The 14,698-nt window shown below is 61.9% G+C and carries 20 protein-coding genes; 11 read left to right on the forward strand and 9 right to left on the reverse strand.

Translation table 11 applies throughout. The annotated features are described in order from the left end of the window. Window positions 1-3 precede the first annotated feature (3 nt). From ACZ9HU_RS03715 to pspF, 6 genes are all read right to left on the reverse strand, one after another. Entirely contained in the window at window positions 4-756 is a 753-nt protein-coding gene (locus ACZ9HU_RS03715) for a DUF448 domain-containing protein (RefSeq protein WP_476102458.1), read from the reverse strand. Beyond that, a complete protein-coding gene (gene nusA, locus ACZ9HU_RS03720) occupies window positions 737-2,365 on the reverse strand; it encodes a transcription termination factor NusA (protein WP_476102460.1) in 1,629 nt (542 codons plus the stop codon). Before nusA ends, ACZ9HU_RS03715 begins: the two co-directional genes overlap by 20 nt. Window positions 2,366-2,367: 2 nt before the next feature. Then, a complete protein-coding gene (gene rimP / locus ACZ9HU_RS03725) occupies window positions 2,368-2,940 on the reverse strand; it encodes a ribosome maturation protein RimP (RefSeq protein ID WP_476102462.1) in 573 nt (190 codons plus the stop codon). A gap of 136 nt (window positions 2,941-3,076) precedes the next feature. Beyond that, complete coding sequence (locus tag ACZ9HU_RS03730) at window positions 3,077-3,568, reverse strand: hypothetical protein (protein WP_476102464.1); 492 nt, start codon at window positions 3,566-3,568, stop codon at window positions 3,077-3,079. Continuing rightward, window positions 3,565-4,335: a ParA family protein gene (locus tag ACZ9HU_RS03735; protein ID WP_476102467.1), complete on the reverse strand. Its 771-nt coding sequence runs from the start codon at window positions 4,333-4,335 to the stop codon at window positions 3,565-3,567. Before ACZ9HU_RS03735 ends, ACZ9HU_RS03730 begins: the two co-directional genes overlap by 4 nt. 71 nt (window positions 4,336-4,406) lie before the next feature. Further along, on the reverse strand, window positions 4,407-5,432 hold the full coding sequence (gene pspF, locus ACZ9HU_RS03740) for a phage shock protein operon transcriptional activator (protein WP_476102470.1): 1,026 nt from the start codon (window positions 5,430-5,432) through the stop codon (window positions 4,407-4,409). Between pspF and ACZ9HU_RS03745 the strand changes: the two genes are divergently transcribed. The 10 genes from ACZ9HU_RS03745 to ACZ9HU_RS03790 all read left to right on the forward strand — a co-directional run bounded on the left by ACZ9HU_RS03745 (window position 5,431) and on the right by ACZ9HU_RS03790 (window position 9,183). Then, a complete protein-coding gene (locus ACZ9HU_RS03745) occupies window positions 5,431-5,568 on the forward strand; it encodes a hypothetical protein (RefSeq protein WP_476102472.1) in 138 nt (45 codons plus the stop codon). The two genes, pspF and ACZ9HU_RS03745, sit on opposite strands and share 2 nt — an antisense overlap. 242 nt (window positions 5,569-5,810) lie before the next feature. Next, a complete protein-coding gene (gene pspA / locus ACZ9HU_RS03750; RefSeq protein ID WP_476103061.1) occupies window positions 5,811-6,524 on the forward strand; it encodes a phage shock protein PspA in 714 nt (237 codons plus the stop codon). 4 nt (window positions 6,525-6,528) lie between these two features. Next, window positions 6,529-6,858: an envelope stress response membrane protein PspB gene (gene pspB / locus ACZ9HU_RS03755; RefSeq protein ID WP_476102474.1), complete on the forward strand. Its 330-nt coding sequence runs from the start codon at window positions 6,529-6,531 to the stop codon at window positions 6,856-6,858. Continuing rightward, complete coding sequence (gene pspC / locus ACZ9HU_RS03760; protein ID WP_476102476.1) at window positions 6,855-7,232, forward strand: envelope stress response membrane protein PspC; 378 nt, start codon at window positions 6,855-6,857, stop codon at window positions 7,230-7,232. Before pspB ends, pspC begins: the two co-directional genes overlap by 4 nt. 24 nt (window positions 7,233-7,256) lie before the next feature. Further along, entirely contained in the window at window positions 7,257-7,547 is a 291-nt protein-coding gene (locus ACZ9HU_RS03765; RefSeq protein ID WP_476102478.1) for a hypothetical protein, read from the forward strand. Window positions 7,548-7,568: 21 nt separating this feature from the next. Continuing rightward, window positions 7,569-7,859, forward strand: coding sequence for a hypothetical protein (locus ACZ9HU_RS03770; RefSeq protein ID WP_476102480.1), 291 nt, complete (start codon window positions 7,569-7,571; stop codon window positions 7,857-7,859). 27 nt (window positions 7,860-7,886) lie between these two features. Further along, the gene (locus ACZ9HU_RS03775; protein ID WP_476102483.1) at window positions 7,887-8,144 is read left to right on the forward strand and encodes a hypothetical protein; all 258 of its coding nucleotides are present in this window, start codon (window positions 7,887-7,889) and stop codon (window positions 8,142-8,144) included. 14 nt (window positions 8,145-8,158) lie between these two features. After that, on the forward strand, window positions 8,159-8,392 hold the full coding sequence (locus tag ACZ9HU_RS03780; protein WP_476102485.1) for a hypothetical protein: 234 nt from the start codon (window positions 8,159-8,161) through the stop codon (window positions 8,390-8,392). Between the two features lie 26 nt (window positions 8,393-8,418). After that, a complete protein-coding gene (locus tag ACZ9HU_RS03785) occupies window positions 8,419-8,826 on the forward strand; it encodes a SufE family protein (protein WP_172339248.1) in 408 nt (135 codons plus the stop codon). Between the two features lie 6 nt (window positions 8,827-8,832). Then, the gene (locus tag ACZ9HU_RS03790; RefSeq protein WP_476102487.1) at window positions 8,833-9,183 is read left to right on the forward strand and encodes a YbaN family protein; all 351 of its coding nucleotides are present in this window, start codon (window positions 8,833-8,835) and stop codon (window positions 9,181-9,183) included. A 225-nt stretch (window positions 9,184-9,408) separates the two neighbouring features. Here the strand turns inward: ACZ9HU_RS03790 and ACZ9HU_RS03795 are convergent, their stop codons facing one another. From ACZ9HU_RS03795 to tpiA, 3 genes are all read right to left on the reverse strand, one after another. After that, window positions 9,409-11,040, reverse strand: coding sequence for a CTP synthase (locus ACZ9HU_RS03795; protein ID WP_476102489.1), 1,632 nt, complete (start codon window positions 11,038-11,040; stop codon window positions 9,409-9,411). 173 nt (window positions 11,041-11,213) lie between these two features. Beyond that, window positions 11,214-11,555 carry a preprotein translocase subunit SecG gene (gene secG / locus ACZ9HU_RS03800; protein WP_476102491.1) on the reverse strand — a complete coding sequence of 114 codons (342 nt, stop codon included), beginning with the start codon at window positions 11,553-11,555 and terminating at the stop codon, window positions 11,214-11,216. A 135-nt stretch (window positions 11,556-11,690) separates the two neighbouring features. Then, window positions 11,691-12,443: a triose-phosphate isomerase gene (gene tpiA, locus ACZ9HU_RS03805; protein WP_476102493.1), complete on the reverse strand. Its 753-nt coding sequence runs from the start codon at window positions 12,441-12,443 to the stop codon at window positions 11,691-11,693. Window positions 12,444-12,747: 304 nt separating this feature from the next. Between tpiA and ACZ9HU_RS03810 the strand changes: the two genes are divergently transcribed. Further along, the gene (locus tag ACZ9HU_RS03810) at window positions 12,748-14,673 is read left to right on the forward strand and encodes a peptidyl-prolyl cis-trans isomerase (protein ID WP_476102495.1); all 1,926 of its coding nucleotides are present in this window, start codon (window positions 12,748-12,750) and stop codon (window positions 14,671-14,673) included. Window positions 14,674-14,698 lie beyond the last annotated feature (25 nt).

The following is a 14,698-nucleotide window of genomic DNA, read 5'->3' on the forward strand; positions in this document are numbered from 1 at the left end:
GTCTCAATTCGTCTCAGCCGGCGACTCACTGTCGGCGGCGTCATCATGATGTGCGTCCGGTTCGGCGGAATTACCGCCAAAGCCTTGATTATCTTCGGCAAGATAGTGATTCAGGCGCGCGAGCAAGGGGGCAAGCCTTTCGGCCGATGCCCGGTCGGTCAACGCCAGATGCACGACATTGTCGCGGCCCAATGCCACAGACAGGGCCGCGCGGTCCAGTGGCAAGGTGTCACCCTTTTCACCACTGCCTTCGGTTTCCTTGCCTACGCGCCAGGCCTGATCCAGCTTGCGATTGCCATCATCGCCCGCATCGGCCGCATGGGCCAGCCATACGACACGCCCCATGCGCGCATTTTCAGCAATGCGATCAGAGCCTACCAGCAAGCGCCCGCTGCGCATTTCCAGCCCCAGCCGATCGGTGAAGGCGCGGGTCAGCGCCGCTTCGATCTTTTCCGGCAGGTCATCGGGAATGGCAATTTTCGCGCCCTTATAGGCCCGCGCCAGAGCGCCCTTCAGCTTACCCTTGGCAATCGCCTTTGTCAGTTCGTCCTTACGCACACCGATCCACGCCCCACGCCCCGGCGCCTTGGCCAAAGCATCGGGTGCGATAAAGCAGGCCCCATCCGGTCCTTCGGGCGAAATCGCCAGTCGGATCAGCGCATCGCGCGGGGCCACCTCGCCGGAAAGGATGCATTTCCTTTCCGGCCCGGCGTCAGCGATGTCGGCGCTTACGCGTTCATTGCGAGGAATCCGCATCGGCGGCCTCCTCATCAGTGAACCAGTGAGCACGGGCGGCCATGATGATCTCATTGCCCTGCTCTTCGGTCAGCCCATATTCGCCCAGCACACCGCCGCGGCTCACTTCTTCGCGCTTTTCATCGCGCTTGTCGTCGCGGTCGCGCTTGTCATTGCGGCGGCGCTGGTCATTGACGCGCTTCTTGGCGATCAACTCATCGGTGGCCAGATCGGCCAGATCGTCGAGCGTCTTGATCCCCGCCTTGCCCAGCGTCACCAGCATGCCTTCGTTGAGATGCGGCAGTTCAGCCAGCGCATCTTCAACGCCCAGAGCGCGACGTTCCTGACGGGCGGCCTCTTCGCGGCGATCCAGCGCTTCCTGCGCGCGGTTCTGCAGCTCTTCGGCCAGTTCCTCGTCAAAGCCTTCGATCTGCGCCAGTTCGGCGATTTCGATATAGGCCACTTCTTCCAGCTCGCTGAAGCCTTCGGCCACCAAGAGCTGCGAGAGGGTTTCGTCGACGTCCAGCTCTTCTTCGAACAGCTTGGACTTTTCGGCGAATTCCTTCTGACGCTTTTCGCTCGCCTCGGCCTCGGTCATGATGTCGATCTGACGGCCAGTCAACTGGCTGGCCAGACGCACGTTCTGGCCACGGCGACCGATGGCCAGCGAGAGCTGATCGTCGGGAACCACAACCTCGATGCGGCCTTCTTCTTCATCAATCACCACGCGGCTGACAGTCGCGGGCTGGAGAGCGTTCACCACGAAAGTGGCGGTATCTTCGCTCCAGGGGATGATGTCGATCTTTTCGCCCTGCATTTCCTGCACGACGGCCTGCACGCGGCTGCCCTTCATGCCGACGCAGGCGCCGACCGGGTCGATGCTCGAATCGCGACTGATCACGCCGATCTTGGCGCGCGAACCGGGATCGCGGGCGGCGGCCTTGATCTCGATGATGTTGTCGTAGATTTCAGGCACTTCCTGCGCGAACAGGCGCTTCATGAAATCGGGATGCGCGCGGCTCAGGAAAATCTGCGGACCACGGTTCTGACGCTCAACCTTCAGGATCAGCGCACGCACACGCTCGCCCACGCGGGCGGTTTCGCGCGGGATCTGCTGATCACGGCGGATCACGCCCTCGGCGCGACCAAGGTTGACGATCACATGGCCGAACTCGACCGACTTGATCACGCCCGTGACGATTTCGCCCGCGCGGTCCTTGAACTCGGCATACTGACGGTCGCGCTCGGCATCGCGCACCTTCTGGAAAATGACCTGCTTGGCGCTCTGGGCGTCAATGCGGCCAAGGTCCACCGGCGGCAGCGGGTCGACGATGAAGTCACCGATCTTGGCGTCCTTCTGCAGCTTTTCAGCAGCCTTCAGATCCACCTGCTTGAAATAGTCATCGACATGCTCGACCACTTCGACCACGCGCCACAGGCGCAGATCGCCGGTGCGCGGGTCCAGCTTGGCGCGAATGTCGTTTTCGGCGCCATAGCGGTTACGGGCCGACTTCTGGATCGCTTCTTCCATTGCCTCGATGACGATCGCCTTGTCGATCATCTTCTCGGTGGCAACAGCCGTTGCAATCGCGAGCAGTTCGGCGCGGTTGGCGGAAATCGCACTGGCCATAATCAGTCTTCCTGCGTTTCGGTTTCTTCGTCGATCTCGTCGAATTCTTCGTCAAGTTCGATGGGTTTAGAGGCAGCCAGCAGGCGATCAGTCAGCACCAGCTTGGCGGAATGAATATCGGCAAAGGGGAAGGACACGCGGCCGGACTTTTTATCCTCCAGCGTGATCACCTCGCCTTCAAGAGCGATCAGATTACCCACCACGCTTTTGCGATTGCCATCGACGGGAACGGTCAGATTGACTTTGGCCTCATGGCCGATCCACGCGGTGAAATCCTTGAGACGGGTCAGCGGGCGGTCAATGCCGGGCGAGCTGACCTCAAGGCGATAGGCCTCCTCGATCAGCGTTTCGCCCGCTTCTTCCAGAGCGTCAATCTTGTCCGAAATGCGGTGCGAGAGCGCGACGCAATCGCCGATCACCAATTGCCCGGTTTCGGGGCGCTCGGCCATAATCTGGAGCGTATGCTCTTCATCGCCCACATCGGATTTGCCAAACAGAATCACGCGCACAAGATCCAGGCCAAGGGCTTTCACCTCGGGTTCGACAATCTCGGTAATGCGCGCGATATTGGCCATGTAAGTTCCTGTAATGAGGACAAGGTAGCAAAGCAGTTTCGCGCCGGCCCCTTCCGGCGCCAGCCCCGCTTTGCTTCACAATGTCGGGATTGATCGGCCCATTACGCCTGTTTGGCGGGGAATGCAAGGGGGTGGGTTAGGGTTCGTTTTCAAGAGCGGCGCGGGCAAGGAGGACGCGGCGGTAGAAGAACCAGAACCAGAAGCCGGTTGGAGCGCCGAAGGGAGCGCCGAAAACCGCACCTAAAGCGAGCGCCTCGCCATCGAAGCCCAAAAGCCTAAAGCCTACGACTGCGAGCACACCTCCTGCAATCGCGCCATAGATCAAGGCAAACAGCGCCCACCAACGCGTCACAAGCCGCTCTCCGGCCCGACTGGCTACAGGGCGACCAAACATCACCAAACCGATCATAGCCACAAGGCCTGCGATCAAGATAAACCAAACCACGCCGACTACAAAACTGAGAGCCGCGCCGATATAATATCCCAATGTAAATTGCGGATCGAACGGCAGATGCTCCCAACCGGCAATCGTGAACCACCCGATCACCAAAGTAGCCGTGGTCAATGGCCCCAAAATCGCCGCGTAGAGCATTGCGGGGGCATCACTAATCTGCTCCCCGTATTTCACCCCCGCACCCACCCCTCATCCGTCGCCTGCGTCAGCCACACCCCGCTGCCCAGCATCAGTTCCGCCCGCGCCAGAACATTGTCCACCGCCAGCATCGCCGCGCTGCGCCCCGCAAATTCGGCCAGAGGCGCCTGCTTCAGCCCCATCTGCTCGATCACGCTGGCGTGCGGAATCACGGGCCAGTCGGGATGGGCCTCGACAATCTCGCGGTGCATCGCCTTGCGCCGGTCCACCATGGACAGAACCGGCAACACGCCGGGCGCCTTGCCGCCGCGCTCGGCGGCCAGATGATCCTTCACCTGCTCCAACGTGCGCATCGCCAAGGGCGCGGGCAACAAAGGCACCACCAGCAGATCGGCGGCGCGGAAAATCTGGTCCGAAATCCCGCCCAGACCCGGCGGGCAATCCACCACGATCCGGTCATAATCGGGCGAAAGGCTCTCCAGCAGCTTCTTCAAACGCTTGGGCTTGTCATCGGCCAGATCGCTTTCGAGATGGCGCAGCGACAGGTCCGCAGCGATCAGGTCGAGTTCGGGCCAATTCGTCGGTACAATCGCATCGGCGGGATCAGCGTCGCGGGCGAATATCTTCTTGGCCTTGGACGCCGCACCTGCCTGCCCCAACAGGAACGCCACCGCCCCCTGCGCATCAATATCCCAGATCAGCGTCCTCTTGCCGGAAACCGCAAAGCCATGCGCCAGATTGACCGCCAGCGAGGATTTCCCCACCCCGCCCTTCATGCTGTAAACCGCGATCACCTTGCCCATGCGCCCGCCTTTCTTAATGAAACCACAGCCTAAGCCCGCAAAGGTGACATCTGCAAGTCAAAGCCCGCAAGTCAAAGCAGGTGATGCTTTCGCATGGTGTGCCGCAATTGGTCATAGGTCACGCCCAGAGCCTTGGCGGTCTGGCGCTGGTTGTAACGGTGGCGGGCAAGAGCGGCCTCGACAATTGCCTTTTCATGGGCATCGACCGCCCCGCGCAAGTCACACACCCCGGCCAGATCGCCAGCCATCACCGCGGCGGGCGGCGCGTCATTGTCGGCAGCGCGCAGGGATTGCGTCGGCTTCCAAGGCGAATCAAAGGGGTCGAAGGTGATATCGGCAATTGGCGCATCGGGCGTATCGCTGCGATAGACGGCGCGCTCGATCACATTGCGCAATTCGCGGACATTGCCGGGCCACTGATACTTCTCCAGCGCCGCCGCCGCCGCCGCGGTGAATCCCGGCCAGCGGTCCCAACCCATCTCGCTGGCCATACGCCGCCCGAAATATTCGGCCAGCACCAGGATGTCCCCTTCCCGCGCGCGCAATGGCGGCAGGGTGATGACCTCAAAACTCAATCGGTCGAGCAAATCAGCGCGAAACCGCCCTTCACGCGCCATGCGGGGCAGGTCTTCGTTGGTGGCCGCGACAATGCGCACATCCACCCGCACCGGGCGCGAGGCCCCGATCCGCGTCACCTCGCCATATTCGACCGCGCGCAGCAGGCGCTCCTGCGCCCCCATGCTCAGCGTCCCCAATTCGTCGAGGAACAGAGTACCGCGATCCGCCTCCTCAAACCGCCCTGCGCGCGCCCGCGTCGCGCCGGTAAAGGCCCCCGCCTCATGCCCGAACAATTCCGCCTCGATCAGCGTTTCGGGCATGGCCGCGCAATTGAGCGTCACCAAAGGCTCATCCCAACGCATCGACAGCCGGTGGAGACGTTCCGCGATCAGTTCCTTGCCCGTACCCCGTTCACCAATCACCAAAACCGGGCGACGCAGGGGCGCGGCGCGACTGGCGCGCTCCACCGCATCAAGGAAAGCGCCCGATTGGCCAATGAATTGCGTGTCGCGCTGGGCGTGTTGAGGAGACAGGGCCATGACTTTGCCTATCCTTGGTGAAATTTCCCGAAGGTTGGCAAAAATCACAAAATCCGTCAATCCGCGCCATCACATAATGCCGGAAAAATCGGGCTTTCCGCAAATTGGCACGCCCCATGCAATAACCTTGGCATGACCGAACTTTCGCCTCTCGACCCACACTTTCATGCCGACACCCCCGGCATGATCGGCGCATCGCCGACACAACCGATGCGCAACCCCCAAACGGGTCTGGCGAAGGGCGGGCCGGAGGGCCAGTTCACCCGCTTTTCGGGTGATGATCGCGCAACGCCCCTGCGCGATGCGGCACTTCCCCCTCCGGCCCGGTTTTTTTCACTTCAGGATTTCTCGAAAGGCTTCAGCAAGCTAGAACGGGAAATCGAGAAACTGCAATCCAATCCATCATCGGGAGCAAGCCGCATGGGCATTTTCAGCCGCACCCGCGACATTATCGCCGCCAATTTCTCCGATCTTCTGGAAAAGGCCGAGGATCCTTCCAAGATGATCCGCATGATCATCCTTGAAATGGAGGAAACGCTGGTCGAAGTGCGCGCGTCCGCCGCCCGCACCATCGCCGACCAGAAGGAAATGCGCCGCCATATCGCCAAGCTCGACCGCCTTCAGGCCGATTGGGGCGAAAAGGCGCAGCTTGCCCTGTCCAAGGACCGCGAGGATCTGGCCCGCGCCGCGCTGGTGGAAAAGCGCAAGGCCTCGGACATGGCCGATCAGTTGATGTCGGAAGTCGCGGTGCTGGACGACAGTCTGCGCGCCTTTGAAGCCGACATTGAAAAGCTGCAAACCCGCCTGCGCGAGGCCCGCAGCCGCCAGACCGCGATTGCCGCCCGTCTGGAAAGCGCGGAAAACCGGGTCAAGCTGCGCACCTTGCTGGCCAGCGAGCGCGTCGATGAAGCCATGGCGCGTTTCGATGCGCTGGAGCGCCGCGTCGATTATGCCGAAGGCCGCGCCGATGCCCTTGGCCTTGCTGACAATGCCAAGCCCAGCCTGGCCGACGAAATCGCCGCCCTCGCCTCTGGCGACAAGGTGGACGAGGAACTCGAAGCCATGAAGCGCGCTTTGCGCAAGGAGGGCTGAGGCCATGGAAAGTGGAGATGTCGTGGGCCTTGCCTGCGTGGTCGCGCTGTTCATCGGCCTGCCTTGGGTGATCCTGCATTACGTCACCAAATGGAAAACCGCCGCAACGCTGACCACCGATGACGAAGCCTTGCTGGAGGAACTCTATCAATTGGCCCGGCGGCTGGATGAACGGATGGATACGGTCGAGCGCCTTGTCGCATCGGAACATCCCGAATTTCACCCCGCCGTACCCCAATCCAGTTTTTCTGGGCCCAACCGCGAAATCGACAACCAGCCGCTGCGCGAAATTGAACGTATGCGCGCCCGCTCTTCCGACAGGAGCATCCGATGAACCCGATCCACACCCGTTTTTACCGTGACAAGGCCAATGGCAAGTTCATGGGCGTTTGCGCCGGGATTGCCGATTACACCGGAATTGACGTGCTTTGGGTGCGGATCGCCACGCTGATCCTGCTCTCCATGAGCGGGGGCACCGCTTGGCTGGTCTATTTCGGTATCGGTTTCCTGGCCCCGAACAAGCCGCGCGAATTGTACACCGACCGCGAAGAACAGCGCTTCTGGCAGGGGGTGCGCCAATCGCCGGGCCGCACCACCCGCGAGGTCCGCGCCAAGTTCCGCGATCTGGACCGCCGGTTGGCCGCGGTGGAGGACTATTACGTCTCCTCTAATCCGCGCCTGTCCGAAGAGATTGAAAAGCTGCGCTAAGCCGCAGCATCAGGGGGAATTTCCATGTCTGCTGGCACCATTGGCGCGCTGATCCCGATCGTCGCGCTCTCGATCCCGATTGTCGCGATCTGGACCAAGCACAAGACGCGCATCGCCGAAATGCAGATCCGCGCCACCGCCGATGACACCGCCGAACGCGCCGCGCAATATGCCGCCAAAACGCGCGAGTTGGAAGAACGGGTCCGCGTGCTGGAACGCATCGTCACCGACAAGGGCTATGACGTCGCCGCCCAGATCGAGGCCCTGCGCGACACCCGCGCCGTCGAAGATTACCGCCGCGATCCCCTCAACTGATCTCTCGCCGGAGCCAGTGTCATGAATTTCTGGGAAGCCATTGTTCTGATCGTCATCATCACGTCGGTCGCCAAAGTGTTTCAGGCCGGGCTTTACAGCCGGTCGGGCCGGGCGCGCCGCGTGACCATCGATGACAAGGGCAAGCAGACCATCATCGAACATGCCGACAATGCCGAAGCCGACATCCGCAATCAGCGGCTGAGCAGCGAAGTCGAAGAATTGCGCGAACGCATCAAGGTCTTGGAACGCATCGCCACCGAGGACCGCAAGGCGCGCGATCTGGCCGATGAAATCGAATCGCTCCGTCGATAAGCGGGGCCGATAGAAGGGTTTGAACCGATGTTGCATGATTTTCTTCACAACCTCGCCCCGTTGATGTGGACCGGCATCGCCATCACCGCCATCACCCTGCGCCATCGCCGCAAGATGGCCGCGATCCAGTTTGCCGACACGCCCCGCGCGCCCGAAAGTGATTACGAGGTCGAACAATTGCGCGAACGCATCCGCGTGCTGGAACGCATCGCCACCTCATCCACGCTTGAAACCCGCAGCGCAGACAAGCTTTCGGCCGAAATCGAAGCCCTGCGCCACCAGTAATCCGGAGCTTTACCATGGACAGCCTGACCCTGCCCGAACTGGCCTCCGCCCTGACCGCCATTGCCATGATCAGCATCGCCCTGTTGCGCGGCTGGTCGGGATGGCTTGGCCTGAAACACCGCGAACTTGATCTGGCGGCCAAGGCCGAGGAACCGGCCCAGCCCTCGCCCACCCAGCGGATCGAGATGGCCGACCTGAAAGAACGCCTGCGCAAGCTGGAAGCGATTGCCGCCGGGGTTGATTTGTAAGGCCCATGGGCGCTATCGCAGCATTCATGCGCAGCCTCTCCGATATTGCCGAGGAATATGAATTCCTCGAAGCCGACGAACGTTACCGCCTGTTGATCGAACTGGGCCGCGAACTGGACCCGATGCCCGACGCGCTGAAGACCGACGCCACGCTGGTGCGCGGATGCTCGGCCAGCGTCTGGGTCTATCCGGTGGAACAGGGCGACCGGCTGCAATTCCTGGCCGATTCGAACGCGGCGATCACCAAGGGCATCATCGCGCTGGTGTTGTCGGCGGTTCAGGGCAAGCCCGCCGATGAAGTCGCCGCGATGGATATTGCCGAGGCTCTGGCGCCGTTTGATCTGAAAAACCAGCTTTCCAGCAACCGGACCCAAGGCGTGCCCAACATGATCGCGCTGATCAAGGATCACGCATCGCGGCTCGCGGCGGGCTGATCGGGGATGCGCCGCCACCTTTATCAAGCGGGCGGCCTGTTCTTTGTTGGCCTCGGTATTGTCGGGGCTTTCCTGCCCCTGTTACCCACGGTGCCTTTCCTGTTGCTGGCGCTGTTCTGCTTTGCCCGCTCGAACCCCGCGTGGGAACAGCGCCTGCTCGATCATCCGACCTATGGCCCGCCCCTGCGCCAATGGCGTGAACGGCGCGCGATCCCGCGTCGGGCCAAGAAGGCCGCGCTGTTGGCCATGGCGGTGTCGGTGGGGATTACGGCGTTTACCGCTGGTTGGCCGTGGGTGTTGATCCCGGTGGGGGTGATGGTTTTGTCCGGGTCGTGGATTTGGACGAGGGCGGAGTAGAAGGATAGATGCGAGGGACTCGTCCCTCGCGCTCTCATTACTGTCTTCGTTGAGCCATGGGATCGGCATTGTGTGTCGGACGCGCCGTTTGCAAAATTAAAGCCTGCGGCGCCAACGAAATGCGCCGCAGGCTTTAATCATTTCAACACAAGATCTCAGATCAAGCCCCAATAATGGGATTGCAAAGGGACCGATTCCCTTTGCCCGCCGGAGGCACCTTGCCCCTTAAACCAACCGCGCCTGACGCAGCGCAGCCCCGATGAAACCGGCAAACAGCGGATGCGGCTCGAACGGACGGCTCTTGAGTTCGGGGTGAAACTGCACGCCGACGAACCATGGATGATCGGGACGCTCGACGATTTCGGGCAGCAGGCCATCGGGCGACATGCCCGAGAACACCAAACCGCCCTGTTCCAGAGCTTCGCGATAGTGGCTGTTGACTTCGTAGCGGTGGCGGTGACGTTCGCTGATCGTCTCGCTGCCATAAATCGCCGCGACATGGCTGTTGCCGGCCAGCTTGGCTTCATAGGCGCCGAGGCGCATCGTGCCGCCAAGATCGGTTTCGCTGGTACGGGTCTGAAGGCCCTCTTCGCTCATCCATTCGGTGATAATGCCGACAACGGGGTCGGTCGTTTCGCCAAATTCGGTCGAGGAAGCATCGGCGATTCCCGCCGTGTTGCGCGCGCCTTCGATACAGGCCATCTGCATGCCAAGGCAGATGCCGAAGAAGGGCACCTTGCGTTCACGGGCAAAGCGCACCGCCGAAATCTTGCCTTCGGTGCCGCGTTCGCCAAAACCGCCGGGCACCAGAATGCCGTGCAGAGGTTCGAGCGTCGAGACGATCTCTTCCTCATCCTTTTCAAAGATTTCGGCGTCGATCCATTTGATATTGACCTTGACCTTGTTCGCAATGCCGCCATGCACCAGCGCTTCGTTCAGCGACTTATAGGCGTCCTGCAACACGACATATTTGCCCACCACGCCGATGGTGACTTCACCCTCGGGGTTGGCATAAGTCTTGGTCAGCGCCTGCCAGCGGTCGAGGACCGGCTCGGGCGCGGTCAGGCCGAAGTGATGCAGCACCGCATTATCCAGCCCTTCGGCGTGATATTGCAACGGCACGGCATAGATGTTCGGCGCATCAAGGGCCGGGATCACCGCCTCCTTGCGCACGTTACAGAAGAGCGCGATCTTGCTGCGCTCGTTCTCAGGCAATTCCTGTTCGCAACGGCACAGCAGCACGTCGGGCTGAATGCCATAGGACGTCAGTTCGCGCACCGAGTGCTGAGTCGGCTTGGTCTTCAGCTCACCGGCCGCCGCAATGTAGGGCACCAGCGTCACGTGGGCAAAGCAGGTCTGCTCACGGCCCAGTTCGTTGCGCAACTGGCGAATCGCCTCGATGAAGGGCAGGCCTTCGATGTCGCCCACCGTGCCGCCGATTTCGCAAAGCACGAAATCGAGATCATCGGTATCCGCCTGGGCGAATTCCTTGATCGCGTCGGTCACATGCGGGATCACCTGAACCGTGGCGCCCAAATAGTCGCCGCGGCGCTCCTTGGCGATGATCGTCTGATAGATCCGGCCAGAGGTGATATTGTCGCTCTTGCGCGCCGAAACGCCCGTAAAGCGTTCATAATGCCCAAGATCGAGGTCCGTTTCAGCGCCGTCGTCAGTCACAAAGACCTCACCGTGCTGATACGGGCTCATGGTGCCGGGGTCGACGTTGAGATAGGGGTCGAACTTGCGGATGCGGACCTTAAAGCCACGCGCCTGCAACAAGGCGGCCAAAGAAGCCGCCATCAAACCCTTGCCCAGCGAGGAGACCACGCCGCCGGTGATGAAAATATACCGCGCCATGGGATTTGCGCCTTACCTTTTTCGAACCATCAATCCAAGCGCGCAATGCACGCCAGCGATAGGCAATCCACAGTCCTGTTCAATACCGCGTTAAAACGGCAGCAGGCGGTCATACCCAAACGCCAACCACCCCACCGCGAATGCGGCAGGGTAGCTGACACAATACCACAAAATTACTTCTTGGCCGCGCCGGCCAACGGATCGACCGGAGCCGGCACCGCAGGGGCCGCCGGGGCCGCGACGGGCGCAGAAACGGTGCGATCGAGCGAGGTGTCGACCTTCTGGTTCGACGCGCTGGCCACGGCCATGGCCGCCAGAACGATCGAGAGGCCAACAAAAATCGCGGCCAGAACGCCCGTCGCGCGGGTCATGAAATCGGCCGCACCGCGCGCCGACATAAAGCCCGACGGGCTGCCGCCAACGCCAAGCCCGCCGCCTTCCGACTTCTGGATCAGGATCACCACGACCAGCATGGCCGCGACAATGGCCTGAAGCACAATAAGGAAGATGAACATGAAGCGCGACTCTCGACATGGTGACAACCGCAATCGGCATGTCACCGCATGAATGGAATGGCGCGCATCTAGGCGCGAGAGCGATGAGTTGCAAGGGGGTGCTTCCCCCCTGCCCCAAAACTGAATAGACGAAATTTAGCCTTCGACCAGCATGGCGGCGGCATAGATGATGGCCGAAAAGCTCTCTGCCGTCAGACTGGCCCCGCCGACCAGAGCGCCGCCGACCTCGGCAACGGCCAGCAATTCCGAGGCATTGCCCGCATTGACCGAACCGCCATAGAGAATGCGAACGCCCTTGCCCGCTTCGCCATAGATCGCGATCAGGTCACGGCGGATCGCCTGATGCATCGCGGCCACATCCTCAACCGAGGGTACGCGCCCCGTGCCGATGGCCCAGACCGGCTCATAGGCCACGGCCAGCCCTTCGGCATCACCTGCGGGCATCGAGCCGTGAAGCTGGGCGGACACCACCGATTCTGCCTGACCGGCATCACGCTCTGCTCCGGTTTCCCCGACGCAAAGGATCACCGAAAGGCCCGCCGCGCGGGCGGCAACGGCCTTGGCCTGAACATCGGCATTGCTTTCGCCATGCAGGCTGCGCCGCTCGCTATGCCCGACGATGGTGAAGCGCGCACCGGCATCCTCCAGCATCACGGCCGAAATGTCGCCGGTATAGGCGCCGCTGGCCTTCGCGTGGACATCCTGACCACCCACGGCCATTGCCTGGGCTTCTTCGGCCATCGTGTGGACCAGCGTAAAAGGCGGCGCGATGCCGACATCCACCGCCGGATAGCGGGCCGCAGCGCGATCAATCGCGCGGGCCTCGGCCAAAGTGGCGCGCAGGCCGTTCATCTTCCAGTTGCCGACGATATAGGGCCGCAAAGCCATGATCCCTTTGTCCTTCCTAAGCGCGTGACCCCATGCAAACCCCAAAAGGTTCGCCGGCCACGCTTCCCCAGCATGCGTATGCGCGACTAGGCCAAGGAAGCCGCTTTTGTCAAAAGGCATGGGCACGTTAACCACCAAAAACGCACAGGCGCGACATTGCCGCACCACAGACAGCGCTGCCTGACCTGCGAAAATTTGGCCCAATGCGCTGCTTGCGGGATGCGGCCAAGCCGCCTAAAGCCGCCGACTGATAGTTTTGACGGCGCGCGCCTTTTGGGCGCCACCGCGATGACGGGTTGATTTGATGCTGCAAATGTTCCGCAAGTTCTTCCACTCCTCGGTGGGCGTGTTCGCTGCTCTGGGGCTGATTGTGATGCTGGCTCTGGCTTTTGCCGCGGGCGATGTGTCGAACATGATCAGCTCGGGCAGCATCACCGGCGGCGATCGTGTGGCCAAGGTGGGCGGCACGGCCATCGGCACCGCGCAATTGACCAAGCAGATGCAGCAGGCCGTGGAAATCACGCGCCAACAGCAGCCCGGCATGACGATGAAGACCTTTCTGGCCGAAGGCGGATTGGACGTCGTTCTGGACCAGATGATCGATGGCGAGGCGCAGATGGCCTTTGGCCGCAAGATCGGCGTGATCGCGGGCAAGCGCCTGATCGATTCCGAACTGGCCAAGATCCCCGCGTTTCAGGGCGCAGGCGGCAAGTTTGACCAGAACGCCTATCTTTCGGTTCTGGCCCAGCGCCAGATGAATGACGCCGATGTGCGCGACAGCTTTGCGCGCGATCTGGTGTCGCGTCAGCTGTTGGCCCCGGCCCAATTCGGCGCGACCCTGCCGCAAAGCGCGATCATGCAATATGCCGCCTTGTTGAAAGAACATCGCACCGGCTTTGTCGCCATGCTGCCCTCGAATGCCTTTGCGCCCAAGGGTCTGCCGACACAGGCCGAAGTGACCGCGTGGTACAACAACCACAAGGCCGCCTATACCGTGCCCGAACAGCGCATGATCCGTTACGCCCGTTTCGACGAATCGGCGGTCCAGAAGGCTCCGGCCCCCACCGATGCCGAAATCGCGACCCGCTATAAATTGAACGCCGCGCAATATGCCGCCACCGAAACGCGCAAGGTGTCGCAGGTGATCGTCATTGGCGAAGCCATGGCCAAGGAGATCGCCGCCGCCACCGCCAAGGGCGAAAGCCTTGAAGCCGCCGCCAAGGCCAAGGGGTTGAGCGTTGCCTCGCTCGGTCTGGTCAGCAAGGATGCTCTGGCCATCAAGAGCGGCCCTGCTGTTGCCGAAGCCGCTTATGCCGCCAAGGCAGGCGCCACGGTCGGCCCGGTCAAGGGGCAGGTTGGCTGGGCGCTGGTGCGTGTCGACGCGATTGACGCCAAGCCCGCCCGGACGCTGGAACAGGTGAAGGGCGAAATCGCCGCGACCCTGACCGAGGAAAAGCGCAAGGAAACGCTGGCCGCGCTGACCGAGAAGATCAATGATGATTTCGGCAAGGGCGGCGCGCTGTCCGACACGGCCAAGGAATTGGGCGTGACCATGGCGGAAACGCCATTGCTGACGGCCAAGGCACCTGCGGGCGCGGGCCTTCCGGCGGACCTCGCCTCGATTCTGCCCGCTGCTTTTAGCATGGAGCATGAAGGTCAGCCGCAGATTTCCGAACTGGTCGCGGGCAAGAGCTTTGTGATCTTTGACGTGACCAAGATCGTCCCTGCCGCCCCTGCCCCGCTGGCCCAGATCGGCGCGCAGGTGATGGCTGACATCCAGCTTGAAAAGGGCGCCGTTGCCGCCCGCGCCGCCGCCATGAAGCTGCTGGCCGCGGGCAAGAAGGGTGGCGAGTTGGGCGCCGAAGTCGCCAAGCTGGGCGTTGCCCTGCCCCCGGTTCAGCCGCTCAACATGGGCCGCGAGGAAATCATGTCGCGCGGTGGTCAGATCCCGCCTGCCGTCGCCCTGTTCTTTGGCATGGCGCCGGGCACGACCAAGCTGATCCCGATTGCGGGCAATCGCGGCTTTATCGCGGTCCAGCTTAAAACCATCACGCCGGGTACCGTGGCCGCCAATGATCCGCTGATCGGACAGGTCAAGGGCGAGCTGAACAATCTGGCCGCGCGCGAACAAGGCGAAAGCCTGCGCCGCGCAATCCGCACCGAAGTCAAGGTGGAGCGCAACGAAAGCACCATCAAGACCGTCGCCGCCACACTGGCCGGCGGCAACTGAAGTTCAATAACAAAAGCGAAAGACC

Source organism: Novosphingobium sp. Sphag1I, from assembly GCF_056279125.1.

Bases quoted from the DNA above. Each gene is read 5' to 3' on its own strand.
- ACZ9HU_RS03715 (WP_476102458.1), bottom strand. From the start codon at position 756: ATGCGGATTCCTCGCAATGAACGCGTAAGCGCCGACATCGCTGACGCC.
- nusA (WP_476102460.1), bottom strand. From the start codon at position 2,365: ATGGCCAGTGCGATTTCCGCCAACCGCGCCGAACTGCTCGCGATTGCA.
- rimP (WP_476102462.1), bottom strand. From the start codon at position 2,940: ATGGCCAATATCGCGCGCATTACCGAGATTGTCGAACCCGAGGTGAAA.
- ACZ9HU_RS03735 (WP_476102467.1), bottom strand. From the start codon at position 4,335: ATGGGCAAGGTGATCGCGGTTTACAGCATGAAGGGCGGGGTGGGGAAA.
- ACZ9HU_RS03745 (WP_476102472.1), top strand. From the start codon at position 5,431: ATGACTTTGCCTATCCTTGGTGAAATTTCCCGAAGGTTGGCAAAAATC.
- pspF (WP_476102470.1), bottom strand. From the start codon at position 5,432: ATGGCCCTGTCTCCTCAACACGCCCAGCGCGACACGCAATTCATTGGC.
- pspB (WP_476102474.1), top strand. From the start codon at position 6,529: ATGGAAAGTGGAGATGTCGTGGGCCTTGCCTGCGTGGTCGCGCTGTTC.
- pspC (WP_476102476.1), top strand. From the start codon at position 6,855: ATGAACCCGATCCACACCCGTTTTTACCGTGACAAGGCCAATGGCAAG.
- ACZ9HU_RS03765 (WP_476102478.1), top strand. From the start codon at position 7,257: ATGTCTGCTGGCACCATTGGCGCGCTGATCCCGATCGTCGCGCTCTCG.
- ACZ9HU_RS03770 (WP_476102480.1), top strand. From the start codon at position 7,569: ATGAATTTCTGGGAAGCCATTGTTCTGATCGTCATCATCACGTCGGTC.
- ACZ9HU_RS03775 (WP_476102483.1), top strand. From the start codon at position 7,887: ATGTTGCATGATTTTCTTCACAACCTCGCCCCGTTGATGTGGACCGGC.
- ACZ9HU_RS03780 (WP_476102485.1), top strand. From the start codon at position 8,159: ATGGACAGCCTGACCCTGCCCGAACTGGCCTCCGCCCTGACCGCCATT.
- ACZ9HU_RS03785 (WP_172339248.1), top strand. From the start codon at position 8,419: ATGCGCAGCCTCTCCGATATTGCCGAGGAATATGAATTCCTCGAAGCC.
- ACZ9HU_RS03790 (WP_476102487.1), top strand. From the start codon at position 8,833: ATGCGCCGCCACCTTTATCAAGCGGGCGGCCTGTTCTTTGTTGGCCTC.
- ACZ9HU_RS03795 (WP_476102489.1), bottom strand. From the start codon at position 11,040: ATGGCGCGGTATATTTTCATCACCGGCGGCGTGGTCTCCTCGCTGGGC.
- secG (WP_476102491.1), bottom strand. From the start codon at position 11,555: ATGTTCATCTTCCTTATTGTGCTTCAGGCCATTGTCGCGGCCATGCTG.
- tpiA (WP_476102493.1), bottom strand. From the start codon at position 12,443: ATGGCTTTGCGGCCCTATATCGTCGGCAACTGGAAGATGAACGGCCTG.
- ACZ9HU_RS03810 (WP_476102495.1), top strand. From the start codon at position 12,748: ATGCTGCAAATGTTCCGCAAGTTCTTCCACTCCTCGGTGGGCGTGTTC.